This is a genomic window from Bacillus sp. BK450 (assembly GCF_004364885.1).
Lineage (GTDB): Bacteria > Bacillota > Bacilli > Bacillales > Bacillaceae > Bacillus > Bacillus safensis.
The window spans coordinates 472,369-493,112 of the sequence record NZ_SOBQ01000001.1 but is presented as its reverse complement, the minus strand read 5'-3'; the positions used below and the strand labels follow the sequence as shown (position 1 = coordinate 493,112).

Annotated in this window: 17 protein-coding genes; 14 read left to right on the top strand and 3 right to left on the bottom strand. The window is 41.4% G+C overall.

Translation table 11 applies throughout. The features are described from left to right. Position 1 precedes the first annotated feature (1 nt). From glcT to EV579_RS02460, 9 genes are all read left to right on the top strand, one after another. A complete protein-coding gene (glcT, locus tag EV579_RS02500; protein WP_024424695.1) occupies positions 2-856 on the top strand; it encodes a glucose PTS transporter transcription antiterminator GlcT in 855 nt (284 codons plus the stop codon). A gap of 202 nt (positions 857-1,058) precedes the next feature. Beyond that, positions 1,059-3,158, top strand: coding sequence for a glucose-specific PTS transporter subunit IIBC (gene ptsG / locus EV579_RS02495; RefSeq protein WP_133743881.1), 2,100 nt, complete (start codon positions 1,059-1,061; stop codon positions 3,156-3,158). 93 nt (positions 3,159-3,251) lie between these two features. After that, a complete protein-coding gene (locus EV579_RS02490) occupies positions 3,252-3,518 on the top strand; it encodes a phosphocarrier protein HPr (RefSeq protein ID WP_003211078.1) in 267 nt (88 codons plus the stop codon). Further along, the gene (ptsP, locus tag EV579_RS02485; RefSeq protein ID WP_024426847.1) at positions 3,518-5,236 is read left to right on the top strand and encodes a phosphoenolpyruvate--protein phosphotransferase; all 1,719 of its coding nucleotides are present in this window, start codon (positions 3,518-3,520) and stop codon (positions 5,234-5,236) included. The genes EV579_RS02490 and ptsP overlap by 1 nt, the downstream gene beginning before the upstream one ends. Before the next feature lie 115 nt (positions 5,237-5,351). Next, positions 5,352-5,579, top strand: coding sequence for a transcriptional regulator SplA domain-containing protein (locus EV579_RS02480; protein ID WP_003211490.1), 228 nt, complete (start codon positions 5,352-5,354; stop codon positions 5,577-5,579). Between the two features lie 82 nt (positions 5,580-5,661). Then, positions 5,662-6,690 (top strand): spore photoproduct lyase, encoded by a 1,029-nt coding sequence (gene splB / locus EV579_RS02475; RefSeq protein WP_073204977.1) that lies wholly within the window; start codon positions 5,662-5,664, stop codon positions 6,688-6,690. 113 nt (positions 6,691-6,803) lie between these two features. After that, positions 6,804-8,765, top strand: coding sequence for a methyl-accepting chemotaxis protein (locus EV579_RS02470; protein WP_133743880.1), 1,962 nt, complete (start codon positions 6,804-6,806; stop codon positions 8,763-8,765). Between the two features lie 73 nt (positions 8,766-8,838). Continuing rightward, positions 8,839-9,624, top strand: coding sequence for an SDR family oxidoreductase (locus tag EV579_RS02465; protein WP_024424700.1), 786 nt, complete (start codon positions 8,839-8,841; stop codon positions 9,622-9,624). Between the two features lie 13 nt (positions 9,625-9,637). After that, on the top strand, positions 9,638-10,510 hold the full coding sequence (locus EV579_RS02460) for an NAD(P)-dependent oxidoreductase (protein ID WP_024426850.1): 873 nt from the start codon (positions 9,638-9,640) through the stop codon (positions 10,508-10,510). 61 nt (positions 10,511-10,571) lie between these two features. On the opposite strand, the gene EV579_RS02455 is transcribed toward EV579_RS02460, so the two are convergent. Beyond that, positions 10,572-11,366, bottom strand: coding sequence for a CAP domain-containing protein (locus tag EV579_RS02455; RefSeq protein WP_024424702.1), 795 nt, complete (start codon positions 11,364-11,366; stop codon positions 10,572-10,574). 337 nt (positions 11,367-11,703) lie between these two features. On the opposite strand from EV579_RS02455, the gene EV579_RS02450 reads away from it, so the two are divergent. Together EV579_RS02450 and EV579_RS02445 are read left to right on the top strand one after the other, a co-directional pair. Continuing rightward, positions 11,704-13,830, top strand: a complete 2,127-nt coding sequence (locus tag EV579_RS02450; RefSeq protein ID WP_122631266.1) for a peptidoglycan D,D-transpeptidase FtsI family protein — start codon at positions 11,704-11,706, stop codon at positions 13,828-13,830. 157 nt (positions 13,831-13,987) lie between these two features. After that, positions 13,988-15,817, top strand: a complete 1,830-nt coding sequence (locus EV579_RS02445) for a PAS domain-containing sensor histidine kinase (protein WP_025092344.1) — start codon at positions 13,988-13,990, stop codon at positions 15,815-15,817. Positions 15,818-15,842: 25 nt separating this feature from the next. Here EV579_RS02445 and EV579_RS02440 read toward each other — a convergent pair whose 3' ends face one another. After that, positions 15,843-17,012: an aminotransferase A gene (locus tag EV579_RS02440; protein ID WP_024426854.1), complete on the bottom strand. Its 1,170-nt coding sequence runs from the start codon at positions 17,010-17,012 to the stop codon at positions 15,843-15,845. A gap of 293 nt (positions 17,013-17,305) precedes the next feature. Here EV579_RS02440 and EV579_RS02435 point away from each other — a divergent pair, with 293 nt between their 5' ends. Further along, positions 17,306-18,190 (top strand): cation diffusion facilitator family transporter, encoded by an 885-nt coding sequence (locus EV579_RS02435; protein WP_133743879.1) that lies wholly within the window; start codon positions 17,306-17,308, stop codon positions 18,188-18,190. Positions 18,191-18,254: 64 nt separating this feature from the next. Here EV579_RS02435 and EV579_RS18895 read toward each other — a convergent pair whose 3' ends face one another. After that, positions 18,255-18,407: a hypothetical protein gene (locus tag EV579_RS18895; RefSeq protein WP_162842519.1), complete on the bottom strand. Its 153-nt coding sequence runs from the start codon at positions 18,405-18,407 to the stop codon at positions 18,255-18,257. Positions 18,408-18,708: 301 nt separating this feature from the next. Between EV579_RS18895 and EV579_RS02430 the strand changes: the two genes are divergently transcribed. Both EV579_RS02430 and EV579_RS02425 read left to right on the top strand, forming a co-directional pair. After that, a complete protein-coding gene (locus EV579_RS02430; RefSeq protein WP_024424707.1) occupies positions 18,709-19,248 on the top strand; it encodes an RDD family protein in 540 nt (179 codons plus the stop codon). Between the two features lie 123 nt (positions 19,249-19,371). After that, complete coding sequence (locus tag EV579_RS02425) at positions 19,372-20,682, top strand: MFS transporter (protein ID WP_024424708.1); 1,311 nt, start codon at positions 19,372-19,374, stop codon at positions 20,680-20,682. Positions 20,683-20,744 lie beyond the last annotated feature (62 nt).

Below are 20,744 nucleotides of genomic sequence, written 5' to 3'. Positions count from 1 at the left end.
GATGTTCATGGAATCCTTCACCGTTGATAAAGCGTTAAATAATAATGTCATCATCGCAAGACACCCTTCTTTGGGCGAAGTGGTTCTGATTGGGAAAGGGATCGGCTTCGGTAAAAAATCGGGGGATCTTCTCGATCAAGACGTGTTTGAAAAAATGTTTGTGTTAAAAAACACGAAGGAACAAACAGAATATAAACAACTGCTTCATCATATTGATGAGAACATGATCGAGCTTGCCAATGACGTCATTTATCATATACGAGAAAAAATGGGACAACGATTGAATGAGCATATACATGTTGCACTGACCGACCATATTGCGTTTAGTTTTAAGCGGGTGCAGCAAGGCTATGATATCACGAACCCTTTTATGCTTGAGACGCAATCGCTTTACCCGAAAGAATACGAGGTTGCAAAGGAAGTCGTTGAACTGATTAACGAGCGGCCAGATGTCGAAACGAAGCTGCCAGAAGGAGAAATTGGCTTTATAGCGCTCCATATCCATTCAGCTTTGACGAATCGGCCATTATCTGAAGTGAACCGTCATTCGCAGCTCATTACACAAATGGTCCAAGTCATTGAAGATTCATTTCATATGAAAGTAGACAGAGAAAGTATTCATTATTTACGCTTATTACGCCATATTACGTTTTCAATTGAGCGTATTAAACGGGGAGAATCATTAGAGGAGCCAGAAAAATTGCTTCATCTATTGAAAAATGAATATCCTTTATGCTACAATACTGCTTGGAAAATGATCAAAATTTTGCAGCATGCATTGAAAAAGCCTGTACAGGATGCTGAGGCCGTCTACCTGACACTTCATCTGTACAGATTGACAAATAAAATTTCATAGTTTCCTTGAAACGTGTAACTGATTCGATCAGGCATGAGTGACTTAAGGTAAATACAGGATAAGATCCTGTTATTTGCGCAACCTTATATCACCATGCCTTTTTTTGCGTTTGAAAGTGAAATGTAAACGGTTAATTATGAAATGTACGTCAGGGAGCATCCCAAATGTATGTTGTAAGCGAAAACAAAAGGAGGTTCAACCAGTGTTTAAATCACTTTTTGGTGTGTTGCAAAAAATTGGACGAGCACTCATGCTTCCAGTTGCGATCCTTCCTGCTGCTGGTATTTTACTGGCACTTGGGAATGCGATGCAAAATCCGCAGCTGATTGATGTAGCTCAATTTTTAAGCAATGATACAATTCAGCTTGTTGCAAGTGTCATGGAGAATGCGGGGAACATCGTCTTCTCGAATCTTCCGCTATTATTTGCTGTAGGGGTTGCCATCGGTCTTGCCAATGGAGACGGAGTGGCAGGGATTGCCGCTATCATCGGTTACCTTGTCATGAACGTCACGATGAGTGCCGTATTAATGGCTAACGGATCTATTCCATCCGATTCACTCAAACTGGCCCAGTTCTTCAAGGAAAGCCATCCAGCATATATTAATATGCTCGGCATACCGACCTTGTCTACCGGCGTTTTTGGCGGGATTATCGTTGGGGTATTAGCAGCTTATATGTATAATAAATTTTACAAAATTGAGCTACCGCAATATCTTGGCTTCTTTGCTGGTAAGCGTTTTGTTCCAATCGTTACTTCTATTTCAGCACTTATTTTAGGGCTATTGATGCTAGTCATTTGGCCGCCAATCCAAGGTGCACTGAACTCATTTTCAACAGGACTGCTCGCAGCGAATGAGCCGCTGGCTGCCTTTGTATTCGGTGTCATTGAACGATCATTAATTCCGTTTGGTCTGCACCACATTTTCTACTCACCATTCTGGTATGAGTTCTTTAGCTACAAGAGCTTATCAGGAGAGCTTGTCCGTGGTGACCAGCGTATTTTCATGGCGCAAATCAAAGATGGTGTTCAGCTGACAGCTGGTACATTCATGACAGGGAAATATCCGTTCATGATGTTCGGTCTTCCAGCAGCAGCACTTGCGATTTACCATGAAGCAAAACCAAAGAATAAAAAGCTAGTAGCAGGAATTATGGGATCAGCGGCCCTTACTTCTTTCCTTACAGGGATCACTGAACCGCTTGAATTCTCATTCTTGTTTGTTGCACCAGTATTATTTGCGATTCACTGTGTATTCGCTGGATTATCCTTTATGATAATGGATATTCTAAACGTGAAAATCGGGATGACCTTCTCAGGAGGGTTAATCGACTTCTTCCTATTTGGTATCCTGCCAAATAGAACTGCTTGGTGGCTCGTCATTCCAGTAGGTCTCGTACTTGCTGTCATTTACTACTTCGGATTTAGATTTGCCATTCGCAAATTTAATCTGAAAACACCTGGCCGCGAGGATGAAGCAGCAGACGGAGCAAGTGAGGCGAAGTCAGAAAAAGGGAATGACTTGCCTTATGAAATCCTTGAAGCAATGGGTGATCAAGAAAACATTAAGCACCTGGATGCTTGTATCACGCGTTTACGTGTCACTGTGAATGATCAGAAGAAAGTGGATAAAGACCGTTTGAAAAAGCTTGGCGCTTCTGGTGTTCTCGAAGTAGGGAACAACATCCAGGCCATTTTCGGCCCGCGCTCTGATAACTTAAAAACACAAATGCAGGACATCATTGCAGGCCGCACGCCTCGTCCAGCGAAAGACCCTTCTGCAAAAGAAGAAGTCAGCCAGCAGGTCGAAGAAGTTATTGCAAAGCCGCTTCAAAATGAGCAAGGGGAAGAAATTTTTGCTTCACCAATTACAGGGGAGCTTCATCCAATTACAGATGTACCAGATCAAGTATTCTCAGGGAAAATGATGGGTGACGGTTTCGCCATCTTGCCAACAGATGGAACGGTTGTTTCACCGGTAAGAGGGAAGATCTTAAATGTGTTCCCGACGAAACACGCCATTGGCCTGCAGTCTGATGGTGGACTTGAAATTTTGATCCACTTCGGAATTGATACGGTCGGCCTCAAAGGAGAAGGATTTGAAGCATTTGTACAAGAGGGAGATCAAGTAGAAATCGGTCAAAAACTTTTAGAGGTTGATATTGATAAAATTAAGTCTGAAGTACCATCTTTGATGACTCCAATTGTATTTACCAACTTAAGTGAAGGACAATATATTGACCTTCAAGCATCCGGTGAAATCAAGGCTGGACAAGAAAACATCATGAAAATTTCAAAATAATTTTCATAACTGCCGTTCTTGTTAGATGACAAGCTCGGCAGTATGATATAATATTGTGGATGTATTAATTGTATAAAAAGGAGATTGATAAAAATGGCTCAACAAACATTCAAAGTAACTGCAGATTCTGGAATTCACGCACGTCCTGCAACAGTTCTTGTACAAACTGCTAGTAAATATGATGCTGATATCAACTTAGAATATAATGGTAAAACAGTGAACCTGAAATCTATTATGGGTGTAATGTCTCTAGGAATTGCGAAAGGTGCTACAATCACAATCTCTGCTTCTGGTTCTGATGAAAACGATGCACTTGCTGCGCTTAAAGACACAATGAAAAGTGAAGGCCTAGGCGAGTAATGCAACAACTGAAAGGAATCGGTGCTTCAGCAGGCGTTGCGATTGCAAAAGCGTATCGTCTGGAAGAACCAGATTTAACAGTTCACCAAAAAGACATCAATGATCCAGAGACAGAAGTGAAGCGTTTTGAAGAAGCAATTCATGTTTCTAAACAAGAACTTGAAGCAATTAAAGAGCATGCGCTAAAAGAGCTTGGCCAAGACAAAGCAGATATCTTTTCTGCCCACCTTCTTGTGTTAAGTGATCCTGAACTGCTAAACCCAGTAAAGGATAAAATCAAATCTGATAAAGTAAATGCTGAGTTTGCTTTAAAAGAAACAGCGACAATGTTTGTCACAATGTTCGAAGCAATGGACAATGAATACATGAAGGAACGTGCAGCGGATATTCGCGACGTAACGAAACGTGTGACTGGCCATTTGCTAGGCGTTGACATTCCAAACCCAAGCATGATTTCTGAAGAAGTCATCATCATTGCTGAAGATTTAACACCTTCTGATACTGCTCAGCTGAACAGACAATTTGTCAAAGGCTTTGCAACTGATATCGGCGGTCGTACTTCTCACTCAGCGATCATGGCAAGATCTATGGAGATTCCAGCAGTTGTTGGGACAAAAGAAGCAACAAAAACGGTGAAAAACGATGATCTGATCATTGTGGATGGTATTAGCGGCGACGTCATCATTCAGCCTTCTGAAGATGAAGTGAAAGCGTATCAAAAAAAGCATGAAGACTACTTAGCTCAAAAAGCGGAATGGGCGAAACTTGTTGACCAGCCAACGGTTACAAAAGACGGCGTTCACGTAGAGCTAGCTGCAAATATCGGAACACCTGAAGATGTAAAAGGTGTACTTGAAAATGGCGGCGAAGCAGTCGGATTGTACCGTACTGAATTTTTATACATGGGCAGAGACCAGCTTCCTACAGAAGAAGAGCAGTTTGATGCCTATAAAACAGTTTTAGAGAAGATGGAAGGGAAAGCAGTGGTTGTCCGCACACTAGATATTGGTGGCGATAAAGAACTTCCTTACTTGCAGCTTCCAAAAGAAATGAACCCGTTCCTTGGCTATAGAGCCATTCGCCTTTGCCTGGAAGAGCAGGAGATTTTCAGAACACAACTACGCGCCTTACTTCGTGCAAGTACATATGGAAACTTGAAAATCATGTTCCCTATGATCGCGACGTTATCAGAATTTAGAGAAGCAAAAGCCATTTTACTTGAAGAAAAAGAAGCATTGGTTGCCGCTGGTACAGACGTTTCTGATTCCATTGAAATCGGAATGATGGTAGAAATTCCATCAACAGCTGTCATCGCAGACCAATTTGCAAAAGAAGTAGATTTCTTCAGTATTGGAACGAATGATTTGATTCAATACACAATGGCTGCTGATCGAATGAACGAACGAGTGTCTTACCTTTATCAGCCTTACAACCCAGCGATTTTACGTCTTATTACGCTTGTGATCGAAGCAGCGCATAAAGAGGGTAAATGGGTCGGTATGTGCGGAGAGATGGCAGGAGATGAAATCGCAATCCCACTTCTACTTGGATTAGGATTAGATGAATTCTCAATGAGTGCAACATCCATTCTTCCAGCTAGAACGCAGCTAAGCAAGCTTTCTAAAGAAGAAGCTGCATCATTTAAAGAGCATATTTTATCACTTAGCACAACAGAAGAAGTGGTTGATTTCGTCAAGAAGACGTTTCAACAGAACTAAGTGAATGAAAACCAGACAGGTGAGACTGTCTGGTTTTTTTGTCGAATTTTATCATATTGAGTCATATTGGGCAGTGAGAAGGGCACCCTATAATTAAAAAATGGAGGTGACCAGATTGCCTTTCTCAGACTACAAACCGGGTGATCAAGTATATGTGATTTATCGAAATCCACATGCTGCAAACGTAGCACAAATTAAAGAAGCAGAAATTGTTTCACATCCATACAACGAAGAAGAGCTTGCCCTCTTTTTACTTGAAACGTATCATCCACTAGCACCTGATGATGCTGTGTTTCCAACATATGAAGAAGCAGAAGCTCTTTATCAAGACTTGTTTGAATAAGGGAGATTTTAGAAAGGATAAAAGCCATCCTGTGCGGTTAAAGTAACGGTATGAAAACCTTAAAGGTAAGGATGTGCTTAATATGATCAAACCTTTCGTTCCCCAGCTTGTTTACATTGAACCCCGGGCGTTAGAGTACCCGTTAGGACGAGAGCTGAAGGAAAAGTTTGAGGGGATGGGAATCGAAATAAGAGAAACGACTTCACACAACCAGGTCAGAAATATTCCGGGAAAAAATGACTTGCAAAAGTATCGTAATGCGAAGTCAACGCTTGTCATTGGTGTGAGGAAGACATTGAAGTTTGACTCATCTAAACCATCTGCAGAGTATGCGATCCCATTTGCAACAGGGTGTATGGGACATTGTCATTATTGCTATTTGCAAACAACAATGGGAAGTAAGCCGTACATTCGAACGTACGTCAATGTAGAAGAAATATTAGATCAGGCAGAGCAATACATGAACGAGCGGGCGCCGGATATCACGAGATTTGAAGCATCATGTACTTCAGACATCGTAGGAATTGACCATTTGACACATACACTCAAACGAGCGATTGAATACTTTGGGCAGACCGACTTAGGAAAGCTTCGCTTCGTCACGAAGTTCCATCATGTTGATCATCTGTTAGACGCAAAGCATAATGGCCGGACAAGATTCCGTTTTAGTATCAATGCCGATTATGTCATTAAATATTTTGAGCCCGGCACATCACCGCTAGATCAGCGGATTGAAGCGGCTGTAAAGGTCGCAAAGGCAGGCTATCCTCTAGGCTTTATTGTTGCTCCAATCTACATCCATGAAGGCTGGCAGGAAGGATATAAAGTTCTTTTTGAAAAGCTTGATGCAGCTCTTCCTGAAGATGTGAGAGACGATATCACCTTTGAGATGATTCAGCATCGCTTTACAAAACCAGCAAAGCGTGTGATTCAAAAAAACTACCCAAAATCAAAATTAGAGTTGGATGAAGAAAAAAGAAGGTACAAGTGGGGAAGATACGGAATAGGAAAATATATCTATCAAAAAGATGAGGAACAAGAACTAAGAGAGACTTTAGAGTCATATATAGATCAGTACTTTCCTTCTGCAAAAATTGAATATTTTACTTGAAACAAGCCTATACGGCTTGTTTTTTCTATTTAAATTTTCTTACAACTATTGAATGCGGTATCATTTTGTCGATATATAAATTAAGGTGTGAAAGTAGATGTAGGGGTGATGAGATGTTTAAGAAACTTCAAGTGAGAATAGCTGTTTTCATCTCAGTTATTTTAATTTTAACCGTCGTGGCTGTTCAAGTGGGTTCTAACTTAGTGTTAAGACCACTGATTGAACGAGATGCAAAAACCACCGCAGCAGCAACGGCAGAAAGCATGAAAGACATTATTACAGAAAAGCTTGATAATTACGGCAATACAATTAATAAACTCGCAACAAGTACAATGACTGAAGAATTTGCGCGAAAACAAACCAAGCAAACATTGGCTTTTGAAAACGATGAACTAAAAAACATGCAGGAACAGGATAAGCTCATTTCGTTTGCCTATATTGGAACAAGTGACGGAAAAATGTTCGGCTTTCCGGAGTTCGATCTTGGCGAAGGATATGATCCATCGAAACAAGGCTGGTTTAAACAAGCAGCAGAAAAGCCTGAACAGGTCGTTTGGACAGATCCATATGTCGATGAAGCAACGAAAAAAGTGATTGTCTCAGCCACGAAGGCGATTGTCAAAAATGGAAAAGTCATTGGGGTCGCTGGACTTGATTTGAAGCTGTCCTCTATTCAAACGTATATAAATGAACAAGAGATTCCTTATAAGGGGACCGCTTTCTTAGTTGATGGCACAGGCACCCTTTTGGCGCATCCAACAGAGCAAGGAAAAAACATATCAAAGGTCCCTTCTGTGAAAAAAGCGCTTGACAACTCAGGTGTTGATGACAGCAAAGAACTGACGGTCCTATCTAAAATCAAAGAAGCCGATTGGACGGTTGGTGTCAGCTTTGAGAAAAGTAAACTGCTTTGGATCACAGAACAAATGAATCAGACAAGTATCATTATATCCGTCATTGCCATTATTCTTGCGATAATCCTCAGCTTCTTATTGGCAAGAAGCATTACAACGCCAATCAAGCGTCTAATAGAGCATGTGCGTAAGGTGTCAGAAGGCGATTTAACAAGTACGCTTGCAGTGAAATCCCAAGATGAAATTGGTTCCCTCACGAAAAGCATTAATCAAATGACCGAGGATGTCAGGGAGTTAATTGAAAAAGTGAAAGGGGCTTCAGATCAAGTTGTGAAATCAGCGGATGAAGTGACCCACATTTCAAATGAGACTTTGCTGTCTAGCGAACAGATTGCAACGGCCATTCAAGAGGTGGCAACAGGAGCGACTAAGCAGGCATCAGATGCAGAAACGATTAATGAAAAATCAGAGTATTTGTATGAGAAAGTGCGCCATATGGGTGAGCTGGCTTCACAAATGCAAGCCAACTCAAAATCATCTGAAGATGCAAGCTATAAAGGGCTTGACGCACTTGGTTTGCTCGTCCAAAAATCAACACAAGCGAGTGAAGAATCGAAAAAGGTTGAGCAAATGCTGCTAGACCTTGAGCATAAAACGAAAAATATTGAAAATGTCGTGACCGCCATCTCTGAAATCTCGGATCAAACGAATTTACTTGCACTGAATGCAAGCATTGAAGCAGCGAGAGCAGGAGAAAGCGGACGAGGGTTTGCTGTAGTTGCAGAAGAAGTGAGAAAGCTTGCTGAACAATCTGCGCAGTCAACAAAACACATTAGTGAAACCGTCAAACTTATTCAAGATGAATCGAAGAAGGCGGCTGAAGCGATGACAACAGCAAGTAAAATGAACGAGGAACAAGGTGCCGCCATCAATGCAACAGGTGAGGCACTCAGCAGTATCACAATGGAAATGCAGGCACTTGTCGGTTCAATCGACAGCATTCATACACAGATTAATGAAATGACAGAAGAACAGCAGAAGATGAGTGACTCCATTCAAAGTATTGCTGCCATTTCAGAAGAATCTGCTGCCTCAGCTGAGGAAGTGCATGCGTCTACAGATGAACAAGTTCAAGTGTTAGAAAGAACGAAAACCTCAACTGAAATGCTGAACGAATCAAGCCAGGCACTGCGTCAGACGGTCGACCGATTTAAGGTGTAATGAGCGGAAAGGAACCTTGCGATGTGAGCAAGGTTCTTTTTGTATGATAAAATAAACTAGAGGAGGTGTTGACATGGATGTCAATCTAACTGGAAAAAAAGCATTGGTAGCTGCAAGCAGTCAAGGTATCGGAAAAGCGATTGCCTTTGCTCTAGCAAAAGAGGGAGCAGATGTGATGCTCTCGGGAAGACATGAACAAAAGCTGAAGGAAACAGTCAATGAGCTGTCTCCGCTTGTCAAAGGACAGCTGACTTATCAAGTATGTGATGTATCTGACGCCGGGCAAATCAAGGCGCTTGTTCAAGCGGCGGCTGGTGATGAGAAGTGTCTAGACATTCTTGTGAACAATACAGGCGGGCCTAAAACAGGAACGCTCGACACCTTAACAGATGAAGATTGGATCGAATCATTTCAGCTTCATTTACTCAGCTATATTCGATTATTAAAAGAGGCATTGCCTTATTTGAAAAAACGCGGCGCACGTGTGTTAAATATTGCGTCAATGTCAGTGAAAGAACCGATCCCGGGCTTGATGCTGTCGAATACATTTAGACCGGCCATAGCCGGATGGACAAAAACAGCCGCTCTGGAGTTTGCAAAGGATGGTATTTTGATCAATACGTTAGCACCGGGAAAAATTGAAACAGACCGTGTGAAACAGCTGGAGAAGCACCGCGCACAAAGAGAGAATCGGACGGTTGAAGAAATCAAAGCACAGGCTGAACGAGCGATCCCGCTTGGCCGTTACGGCCAGCCAGAGGAATTTGCAGCATATGCAGTGTTTCTTTTATCAGAAGCCAATACATATATGACAGGTCAAACACTGATCATTGATGGTGGATTGACAAAGTCTCTTTAAGGAGGAACAAGTGATGGCACAAATCAAAACAGTTGGTTTTATAGGAATCGGTGTAATGGGTCGCAGTATGGCAGGACATTTAATGGATGCAGGCTATGAAGTGATCGTTTATACAAGAACGAAAGCAAAAGCAGATGCATTGATTCAAAAAGGCGCATCATGGAAGCCGGCAGTAAAGGAGATTGCAGAAAGTGCAGATGCCGTCATTACAATGGTGGGATATCCATCTGATGTAGAAGAGATCTATTTAGGTGAAGATGGGCTTGTGGCACATGCCGCGCCAGGTACATATCTCATTGATATGACGACATCGAAGCCTCAGCTTGCAAAAGAAATTGAGTTGAAAGCGAAGGAAAGAGGTATATTTACATTAGATGCACCTGTATCAGGCGGAGACATAGGAGCCAAAAATGGCACGCTGGCCATTATGATCGGCGGAGAAAGGTCAGCCTATGAAGCCTGTCTGCCGCTATTTGAGCAAATGGGTGAAAACATTCAATATCAAGGACCGGCAGGAAGCGGTCAGCATACAAAAATGTGTAACCAAATTGCCATTGCAGCGGGAATGGTCGGTGTCGCAGAGGCAATGGCCTATGCCGAAAAATCAGGGCTTGATCCAGAGCAGGTGCTCAAAAGCATCACAACAGGTGCAGCCGGCAGCTGGTCTTTGTCAAACCTTGCACCAAGAATGCTGAAAGGCGATTTCGAGCCAGGGTTTTATGTGAAGCATTTTATCAAAGATATGGGCATTGCACTTGAAGAAGCAGAGCTGATGGGTGAAGAAATGCCAGGGCTCTCACTTGCGAAGTCCCTTTATGAAAAGCTGAGCGAACAGGGAGAAGAAAACAGCGGGACCCAGAGCATCTATAAATTATGGGTCAAATAGTTTGCAGCACCCTCAAAACAAACTAAAAACCTGTCCCAAATAGGGACAGGTTTTTTTGATATTATTTTCCGATGAATTGCTGCGTCCAGTAGTTGCCAGATTTCACATAACCAACACCGATATGTGTATAGCTTTTGTTTAAAATGTTCGCTCTGTGGCCTTCACTGTTCATCCATGCTGTCACAACTTCTTGAGGAGATCTTTGACCTTGGGCAATGTTTTCACCTGCTGATTTGTAAGTGATACCGAATTGCTTCATTTGATCAAATGGAGATCCATAAGTTGGGCTTGTATGAGAGAAATAGTTTTTATCTTTCATATCTTGAGATTTTGCGCGAGCAGATTTGCTTAATTTAGAATCAACAGAAAGGGCCTTTAAGCCTTGTTTTGCACGCTCTTTATTTGTAAGCTCAACCACTTCTTTTTCAAATGCATTTAAGCTGCTGTCTGCTTTTGATGCCGTTGTGTCTTTTTGGTCAGCTTTTGTGTTGCTGCTTGTGTTTTCTTTTGCTGGAGTGCTTGGTTTAGAAGCAGTTGGTTTTTTCACTGATTCTTGTTTTTGTTCTTGTTTTGCTTTGTTTACTTCTTTCACTACTTTTGTTCCAGTAACAGGTTGACCGCTCTTGATCAGTTTGTTTAATAGAGCTTCGATCTCTTTTTGATTCGACTTGCTTAGCTTGTTTACATCTGAAGAGATATGTAATTTTGCTGCTAGTGTATGAAGATCAATGGCTTGATGCTGTACATTTATTACTTGTTTCAGGTTAAGCTCCTTCGCATCAGCTGAATGTCCTCCAGTAAATGTGATGAGTGCAGCAGCTGTCAGCGCTGAAAAAAAGAATGATTTCTTCTTCATATTGTAACTCCTCCTAAAATCTTTGTTTTGTTTTCTCACAAAAAATCATACCATGGACTTTTTGTTATAAACGTACCAGCATCCTCCATTGACAATGCCGGTTTGTCATTTTTGTTAAAGTCATCGTAAGAGCCGCTCCATATCAAAGAATGGGGAATTCTTCCATTTAAAGAAAACGACATAAACATACCAATATTTTAAAGTGTTAGTATATTTTTTTGCAGATTAGGGATTGACAGCTTTTTTTCACTCGTTTCGCTGTAACAACTATTACAAAAGTGTTACAATAATGAGTGGTAATTGTAAAAGATTGAAAAGGATGAGAGGAGCTACATAAGTGGGAGAGAAACAGCATCAAGGTGCTGCCGAGCAAAAAAAAATCAAGCGCCGGAACGCCTGGAGAATAAATCTCTTTTTCTTCGCTGTATTTAGTTTATTTGCTGGACTTGTGATCAAGCTTGGTGTGCTGCAAATCGTCAATGGTGAAGATTATAAAAAGCAAGCCAACCGAACAGAGGTCAAAACAGCATCATACCCGTCTCCAAGAGGAAAAATGTATGACGCGAGAGGAAGAGTCGTCGTTGATAACGAAAGTGTACCTGCCATCGTTTATACATCAGAAAGCGGTGTGAAAGCGGAGGATAAGATTAAGGTAGCAAGAAAACTTGCGACTTATATAAAAATGGATACTGATTTTTTGAGAGAGCGTGACATTCGAGATTTTTGGCTGGCGAGCCATCCGAAAGAAGCGGATAAACTCATTTCAAAAGCGGAGAAAAAAGATATCGATGCAAAGGATGTCTATCCGCTTCAAGTAGAGCGTGTCCCAAAGAAAGAAGTCAAAGCGATCGAAAAGGATGCAGAGGAAAAAGCTGTTGCAGCGATCTACCGTAGATTTACAGGCGGATATGCTTTTGAGCCTCAAATCGTGAAGGCAATGGACCCAAACGAAGAGAAAAAAGGGGACGAAAAAGTGGCTTTACTCGATGAAACGAAAGAATCAAAACAAACTTCATCCATGAGTTTGACATATGAAGAGATTTCACTTGTCTCAGAGCATCTTGATGAACTGCCTGGTGTGAACGTCATCAACGACTGGACAAGAAAATATCCGTATGAAAAGACTCTTTATAATGTACTTGGCGGTGTGACTACACCAGAGCAAGGAATCATTAAAGAGCGTGAAGATTACTATATGGCAAGAGGCTACTCGCGAAATGACCGGGTAGGGAAGAGCTATTTAGAATATCAATACGAGGATTTTCTAAACCCAGAGAAAGCGACCGTTCAATATACACAGGTTGGCGGGAAGCTGCTCGATGAAATCAAGCGGACAGAAGGACGAAGAGGACTTGATCTTGCGCTGACATTTGATATGGAGCTGCAAAAGGAAGTCGACAAAATCGTTGAATCAGAGCTTAGATCTGCCAGCGCGAGAAACTATATGATGGATCGTGCCTTTGTCGTCATGATGGACCCTCACACAGGGGATGTTCTCGCGATGTCGGGCAAGAAAATGGACGGCAGAGACGTCACAGATTATGCGATCGGAACATTTACGACTCAGTACGAAATGGGCTCTGTTGTCAAAGGAGCCACAGTACTTGGCGGTTATCAGGACGGGATGTCACACAACCAAGCCTATATGGATACACCTCTTTATTTTGCAGGAAGTAATGGAAAGGCGAAACAGTCTTACAAAGTTCTTGGATGGGTTAACGACATTCAGGCACTCCAAAAAAGTTCCAACGTCTACATGTTCCAAGTAGCGATGAGAATGGCGGGCATCACCTATCAAAAGGATGGTCCGTTACCAGCAAGGCCTGAGCACTTACAAAAAATGAGAAACTACTATGCGCAATTCGGTCTTGGCGTGAAAACGGGGATCGATCTGCCGCAGGAATCAAGCGGGATGCAGACGCATCCTAAGACGGTCGGCGGACTCTTGCTTGATGAAGCAATTGGTCAGTACGACACGTATACACCGCTTCAAGTGGCGCAATACATGTCAACGATCGCCAATGGAGGCAGCCGTATTCAGCCAAGAGTAGTGAAAAGTGTTCATCTTCCAACGAAGAAGGATGAAGTTGGCCCAGTCGTAAAAAAATATGAGCCGAAGGTGCTGAATACGATTAACAACTCGAAAGCAGATATTGACCGCGTAAAAACGGGACTGAAAATGGTCACATCAACAGGCGGAACTGCCGCTGGCCGGTTTGGTCAGCATGATGTCGCAGGAAAAACAGGTACAGCGCAAACGTTCTACTATGGTGCCAACCGCAGCTGGTGGGGAAATAGAACGTACAACTTAACCTTTGGAGGATATTATCCTTCTTCTAATCCAAAGGTGGCGTTTAGTGTCGTGACACCTTATGTCTCAGATAAAGATCCTGTTATTAAAAACATCCCAAGTAAAATTGTGGATAAGTACGTTGAATTACAAAAGAAATATGAAAAACAATAAACCGCAGGGAGCACAGCAAGCAAAAAGTGCTCCCTTTTTGCTGAAAATATGGACGTTTCCCTCGATGACAGAAGGAAAATACGGGTTTTCTAGCGAATCTTTTTTATACATCAATCTAAGGACAACCCTAAAAAATGAAAAGGAGGGTCGGACGACGATGGAACAACAAATGAAAGATTCGAATCAATTGTATTCGAACATCGATTTACATGCCGTTCTTTCTTCTAATGGCCGCTTTCTCTACATTTCTTCCAACTGTAAGCAGCTTTTGCTCTATGAACAAAAGGATTTACTAGGGTGTTTTTTGAAAGACTTTGTTCATACCGAAGATCAATTTCTCGTCGAAAGTTATTTTTACAATCAGCACATGCTAGAGGTTTGCCACTTTAGACTGCTAAGAAGTGATCTGACAGCTGTATGGATCGAAGCAAGCATTGATTTTGTTGCTTGTGATGGGTTAGACAACGAAGTAAGTAGAGAAATGATCCTGAAAATGAGGGTGCTGGATACTGAGCCCCAAAAAGCAGCATTTCAAACAACATCAAAAGTAGCAGAACAGTCGTTAGGCAGTCTGCCGGCTTTCCAAAATGTCGGTGAAGCTGAACAATTGATTGCCATGCTGCCAAATCCGTTATGTATTACGACTTTAGGGAAAATTGTGTATGCGAATGATGCGATGCTGCAATTAATGGGGGTAAGTGCAAGAGATGACATGATCGGCAAGTCCGCGTTTGATTTTATTGCTGAAGAATACCATGATATTGTCAGAAGTCGAATAACAAGGCTGCAGCAAGGCCTTCCAGTCGGAATGATTGAACAGATATGGAAGCGTCAAGATGGGAGCAGTATTCATATTGAGGTAAAGTCATCACCGACGATTTATCAAAATCAGCGGGCAGAGCTTTTACTGCTCGTGGACATCTCATCCCGTAAAAAATTCCAAACCGTTCTTCAAAAAAGCCGGGAGAGGTATCAGCTGCTCATTCAAAACTCCATTGATACGATTGCGGTCATCCATGATCACAAATGGGTGTTTATGAATGAATCTGGCATTAAATTATTTGAAGCCGAGCATTATGATAAATTAATAGGAAAGGATATCTTTCACCAAATTCATTCCTGTGATCAGCAAAAGGTCAAAAAGAGTTTATCACGTATTATTGAAAGAGCATCAGATTCTGAGATTGTCACAATGAGCTGTCATACGTTTAAACATAAGCTGATTTATACAGAAATGGTCTGTATTCCTACTACATTTTTTGGAGAAACAGCGGTTCAAATTATTTTAAGAGATATCTCCGAACGTAAGCAGACAGAAGAGCTCATGCTCCGCTCTGAAAAATTATCGATTGCAGGCCAATTGGCGGCTGGCATTGCACATGAAATCAGAAACCCATTGACCGCCATCAAAGGCTTTTTACAGCTCATTAAACCGAAAACAAAAGATCGCGATCAATACTTCGAGATTGTTTTCTCTGAGCTGAGCCGAATAGAAATTATCTTGAGTGAACTGCTCATGCTGGCGAAACCGCAGCAAACGTCCTCAATGCAGACGCTTGATTTGAAAAAAATCATCAGCGAAGTCACAGCTTTGTTAGAAACACAAGCGAACTTAAATGGCATTTTAATGAACACAAGTGAGATAGAGGAGGGTCTCCTGATGAACGGAGATCAAAATCAGCTCAAGCAAGTGTTTATCAATTTAATCAAAAATGCCGTAGAATCCATGCCGGACGGAGGAAAGGTAGACATCACAGCCAAAGCAGAAGGTGATGGAATACTTGTCACGATTCGTGATGAAGGGATCGGCATTCCTGAATCGGTGATGAAGCGGATTGGAGAGCCCTTTTTAACCACAAAGGAAAAAGGAACCGGACTTGGCCTCATGGTCACATTTAATATTTTAGAAAATCATAACGGGACGATCCGTGTGGATAGTCAGCCTGAAAAGGGCACTGTATTTCACATCATGTTTCCTGCAAAATAAAAACAACGGCAAGAGAGCCGTTGTTTCAATCTAGCGAATGAATGGAACGTTTTTCGAGTACAAATTGTTCTAGCCGGTCAAGTCCTTCTTTCAGCGTTTCAAGTGAATAAGCATAAGACAGGCGCACATACCCTTCGCCGAGTGGAGAGAAAGCAGAGCCTGGTACGACCGCAAGTCTTGTACTTTCTAACAGCTCCATGCAAAAATCAAAGGAACTCATCCCAAACGATTCAATGGATGGAAAAATATAAAAAGCGCCAGAAGGTTTAATCACCGGAAGCCCCATAGAAATGAGCCGATCATATACATAATCGAGTCTTTTCTTATATTGCTCTCTCATGATCAGTGCATCATCCACACCATTTGTCACAGCTTCAAGTGCCGCCTTTTGTGAGACAGCTGAGGCACAAGACACGTTATATTGATGTACTTTTAATACATGTTTAGCAATTGGAGCTGAAGCAAATAAAAATCCAATTCTCCATCCAGTCATGCTATGAGATTTAGACAGTCCATTGATGACAATGGTCTGTTCTTTTAAGAAAGAGGCAATTGAATGATGCGGCCGGTCAAATGTCAGCTCGCTGTAGATTTCATCGGATAAAATAAAGATGTCTTTTCCTTCAAGGAGCTGGGCAATTTCTTTCAATTCTTCTTCTGAAAGCGTGACACCAGTCGGGTTTGAAGGGTAAGGAAGAACCACACACTTTGTCTTTTCCGTTAGCGCATCCTCAATCAGCTTGGCATTCAATTTAAAGCCGGCATTCGTTGTGTCAATATGTACGGGCATGGCACCGCACATTCGAATGATCGGTTCATATCCGGGGTATACAGGTCCAGGTAAAATGACCTCATCGCCTTCTGTTAAAATGGTTCGAAACGCAGCATCAATTGCTTGACTTGCACCTGTCGTCACAATGATTTCTGACTCTGCATCATAATCAAGATTCACTTTCTTCTTGATATAATGCTGGATCGCTTGTCTTAGCTCTAGGAAACCAGCATTGTGAGTGTATGAGGTGAAATTCTCGTCAATGGCTGCTTTGGCAGCTGTTTTGACATGATGCGGCGTATAAAAATCGGGCTGGCCTATCGTCAATGAAACGACATCCTCATATGACGATACGAGATTTGAAAATGTTCGAATGCCTGAAATTTCAATATCCTTTACTCTTGGATTCAGCAAATGCTCCATTTCTCATCACCTTAAAAATTTATGTTTTTATCCTATTTTACCATTCACTGCATAAATGTCACCTGCGAAAGGCACTGGATATCGTTATATGTAGTCTATTCTCATATCCATCACCGCATGAGTGATATATTAAAGAAAGAGCAACATTTATTATAGCGTAACCTCAAGAGAAAATACAGGCTGTGATGAAGATGATTAGAAAACGGCAAAACTGCGTAAACTGAAAGAACGTGAGAATCAGGGTCATGGGAATGGCTTTCATAGACATACGATCTCCTAAAGGAGGACGATAGATGGAACAATCAGCGAAGACATCGAAAATCGCGTTTCTATCCGTGCTGAGCAACACATTTGTTGTCATCTTAAAAATCATTGTGGGACTATTAACCGGATCTGTCGCGGTTTTATCAGAAGCCATTCATTCGTTTCTCGATTTAATGGCATCGTTTATTGCGTTTATTTCTGTTCGTATTTCAAGAAAGCCAGCAGATTCTAAACATCCTTATGGACATGGAAAAGTCGAAAATATTTCTGGAACGATTGAGACACTGCTGATTTTCGTTGCTGGCATTTGGATTATATACGAATGTGTTCACAAATTAATGCATCCAGAGCCAGTCAAGCTGCCTGTGCTTGGCATTGTGGTCATGCTGCTAGGCGCGCTCATCAATTTTGTTGTATCCAGGGTTGTGAACAAAGAGGCTGAGCGAGTACATTCAGTTGCCATGAAATCAAATGCACTGCATCTTTTAACGGATGTGTTTACATCATTAGGGGTGGCATTTAGTTTATTGCTTGTGGCATTAACCGACTGGTATTTCCTAGATCCGATCATTGGAATGGTTCTGGCCCTCTTTATTATGCGTGAAGCGTTTAAACTCATGAAGGAAGCCTTCCCGCCGCTTGTTGATGCTCGGTTAACACAAGAGGAAGAACAATCAATCGAAGCGATCATTCAAGGATTTAGTCAAGAATTTATTGAATATCATGACTTTCGAACAAGGCGGTCTGGTGCCGAGGAATATATTGATTTTCATTTGATTGTAGATGGAAAGACAACGATTGAAGATGTGCACCAATTATGTGATCGAATTGAAGAGAAGATTCAGCTGGAATTTCCGCATGCCCAAATCTTTATTCATGTGGAACCTGAAAGTGAAAGAAGCTCACAAACGTAAAAAAGGCGATCAACCTATTCTCAGGTTGTATCGCCTTTTTTTACGCTTCATCTATGAAATGAAATCAATATCCATAAGCAGTATCGTAATCTTCATACCAAGAGATATAAGCTGTGTCATCGTTTGACAATCCATGCTTCATATCTAAAAAATCAGCTTCGCAAATATCTTCAATTACAGTCATTTCGTTGTTCTTTAATAATACGACAGTTCCCATCATGAACACCTTTCTTTAAAAAATCCTTGACTATTGTACCATTTGAAGAATCATTGTCAACAGAAGAATGGAAACAAGACGAAAATATCACAAAATGTTAAAAAATCAGGAGGTAAAAGAACTAGAAGTGCCATGATTTTCACAAATTTTCAGTATTTATTCACATAAATCGCTTAGATCAAACTGATCTAAAATGTATGTAAAAGTGTAAAGCTCCATTGATCTTGCTATATTCATAGGATATAATAACGAATGATTATAAGAAATTTATAGAAAACATACATAATAAAGGAGAAATAGGATGGAAACCAACATAACAGAACCACACATTCAAGAAAAGAAGCATCCTGAGCTAGCAGGTGTAGGCTATCGTTTTCTTGCACACCTTTTGGACGGTATCATTATCGGAGTACCAATTGCATTTATCATGTTTATTTTGGCGTCAGTCTTTTTTATCTCAAGCCCAGAGGCAGCAATGATGATGGATGACGACAGTTATTACTATTCTTCAACCGTCATAACGGATGAGGAGTGGGAAGCTATTATGGGACTGATCTTTTTCTATATAGGGGCAATCTTGATGGGTACCGTGGTGACATGGCTTTATTACGCCATCATGGAATCATCAAAATTGCAAGGAACACTTGGAAAAATGGCTCTCGGCATCAAAGTAACAAAAGTCACAGGCGAAAAGGTCACATTTGGCCGTGCAACTGGCCGCTTCTTTGCAAAAGGCTTTTTGTCTCCGATCTTATATATTGGCTATATCATTGCTTTCTTCACAGAAAAAAAACAAGCACTTCACGATTTGATTGCAAGTACCATTGTTGTGAAGAAATAATGAAAAAGCACCTCTGCTTATGGTAAGAGGTGCTTTTTTTCATAGATCGCTTGTATGGAAGAGAGAAACAGCACATAAAATAGAATGATAGTGAAAAATGAGGCAGGGAAGGGAGACAATCGATTGAGAACAGGAAAAAAGACCGCACAGAAAAAAGGGGCAGGCTTTGGGCTGTTTTTGACAGCACCTGTGCTGGCCTGGGCGTTGTATGATTTTGCAAATACGATCTTTTCATCAAATATGATCACCATTTTCTTCCCATTTTACTTGCAGGAAACGATCGGGGACAGTGCGAGAATGGACCAGATCGCCAGCACCTTTATTTCTTATGCAAACGCACTAGCCAGCTTTTTTCTCGTCATTTTTACACCTTTATACGGAGTGCTGATTGATCGTACAGGAAAAAAGAAACGCTACATTACGGTGTTTACGTTCATATGTATTGCTTGTACGTTGATGATGGGGATTTTTGCTGGGATTGATTTCTCAAGTGAATGGTTTGGGCTGCCTGTTTCTTTATTAGTTGTGGTCACCTTGTTTGTGATCGCAAAGTTTTTTTATCATTCTAGTCTGGTTTTCTATGACACCATTTTGCCCGATCTTGGGACAAAGGAAGAAATCCCGCTTATTTCAGGATTTGGTATCGCCGTTGGCTATTTAGGAACACTTGTCGGTCTCTCTGTTTATTTACTTGTCGGCAATGACCAGTTTCATGAAGCATTTATTCCGACAGCTCTTTTATTCCTTCTCTTTTTTCTACCCTTTCTCTTTTTTGTAAAAGATCCTCATCCGCTGCCTCAGCGAGAGAAAAAGGCGTCTTTTTTCAGCGGGTATAAAGAGATTATTCACACGTTTAAAGAGATGAAAAAGTACAAGCCAGCTTTTATCTTTATGATTGCTTTCTTTTTTATGAATGATGCTTTACAAACAGCGATTGCGATGATGGCTGTTTATGCCAAAATCATCATTGGCTTTACCGCTGGGCAATTTATTTTGCTCTATCTTGTGTCGACCATTTCAAGTATCATTGGCTCCTTTCTGTTTGGATATATCACAAAAGCGATAGGGGCAAAGCGATCGATTACAGTCGTGTATGTCATTTTAATTGTGGCGCTCATTCTGGCTGTGACAGCGGCAACCGAATGGGTCTTCTGGATAGCTGGCAGTTTATTCGGGATTTCACTTGGCGCAAGCTGGGGGGCATCACGAATCTTGATTATTGAACTGACACCAAAGGAAAAGCGAGGACAGTTTTTTGGCCTCTTTGCATTCTCAGGGAAGGTATCTTCCATTATCGGGCCGATCATTTATGGCTCAGTTACCCTGCTGTTTGCAGAGCACGGAAATCTCGCAAGCCGTCTTGCACTAGGGTCTTTGCTCATCCTTGCAGCGATAGGACTTGTGATTCATCAATTCGTTCGAGAGAAAGCGTAAAGAAACGTCAACTTTTTACCTATGCTGCCGATATAAAAAGTACAATCTTATATTGAAGAATA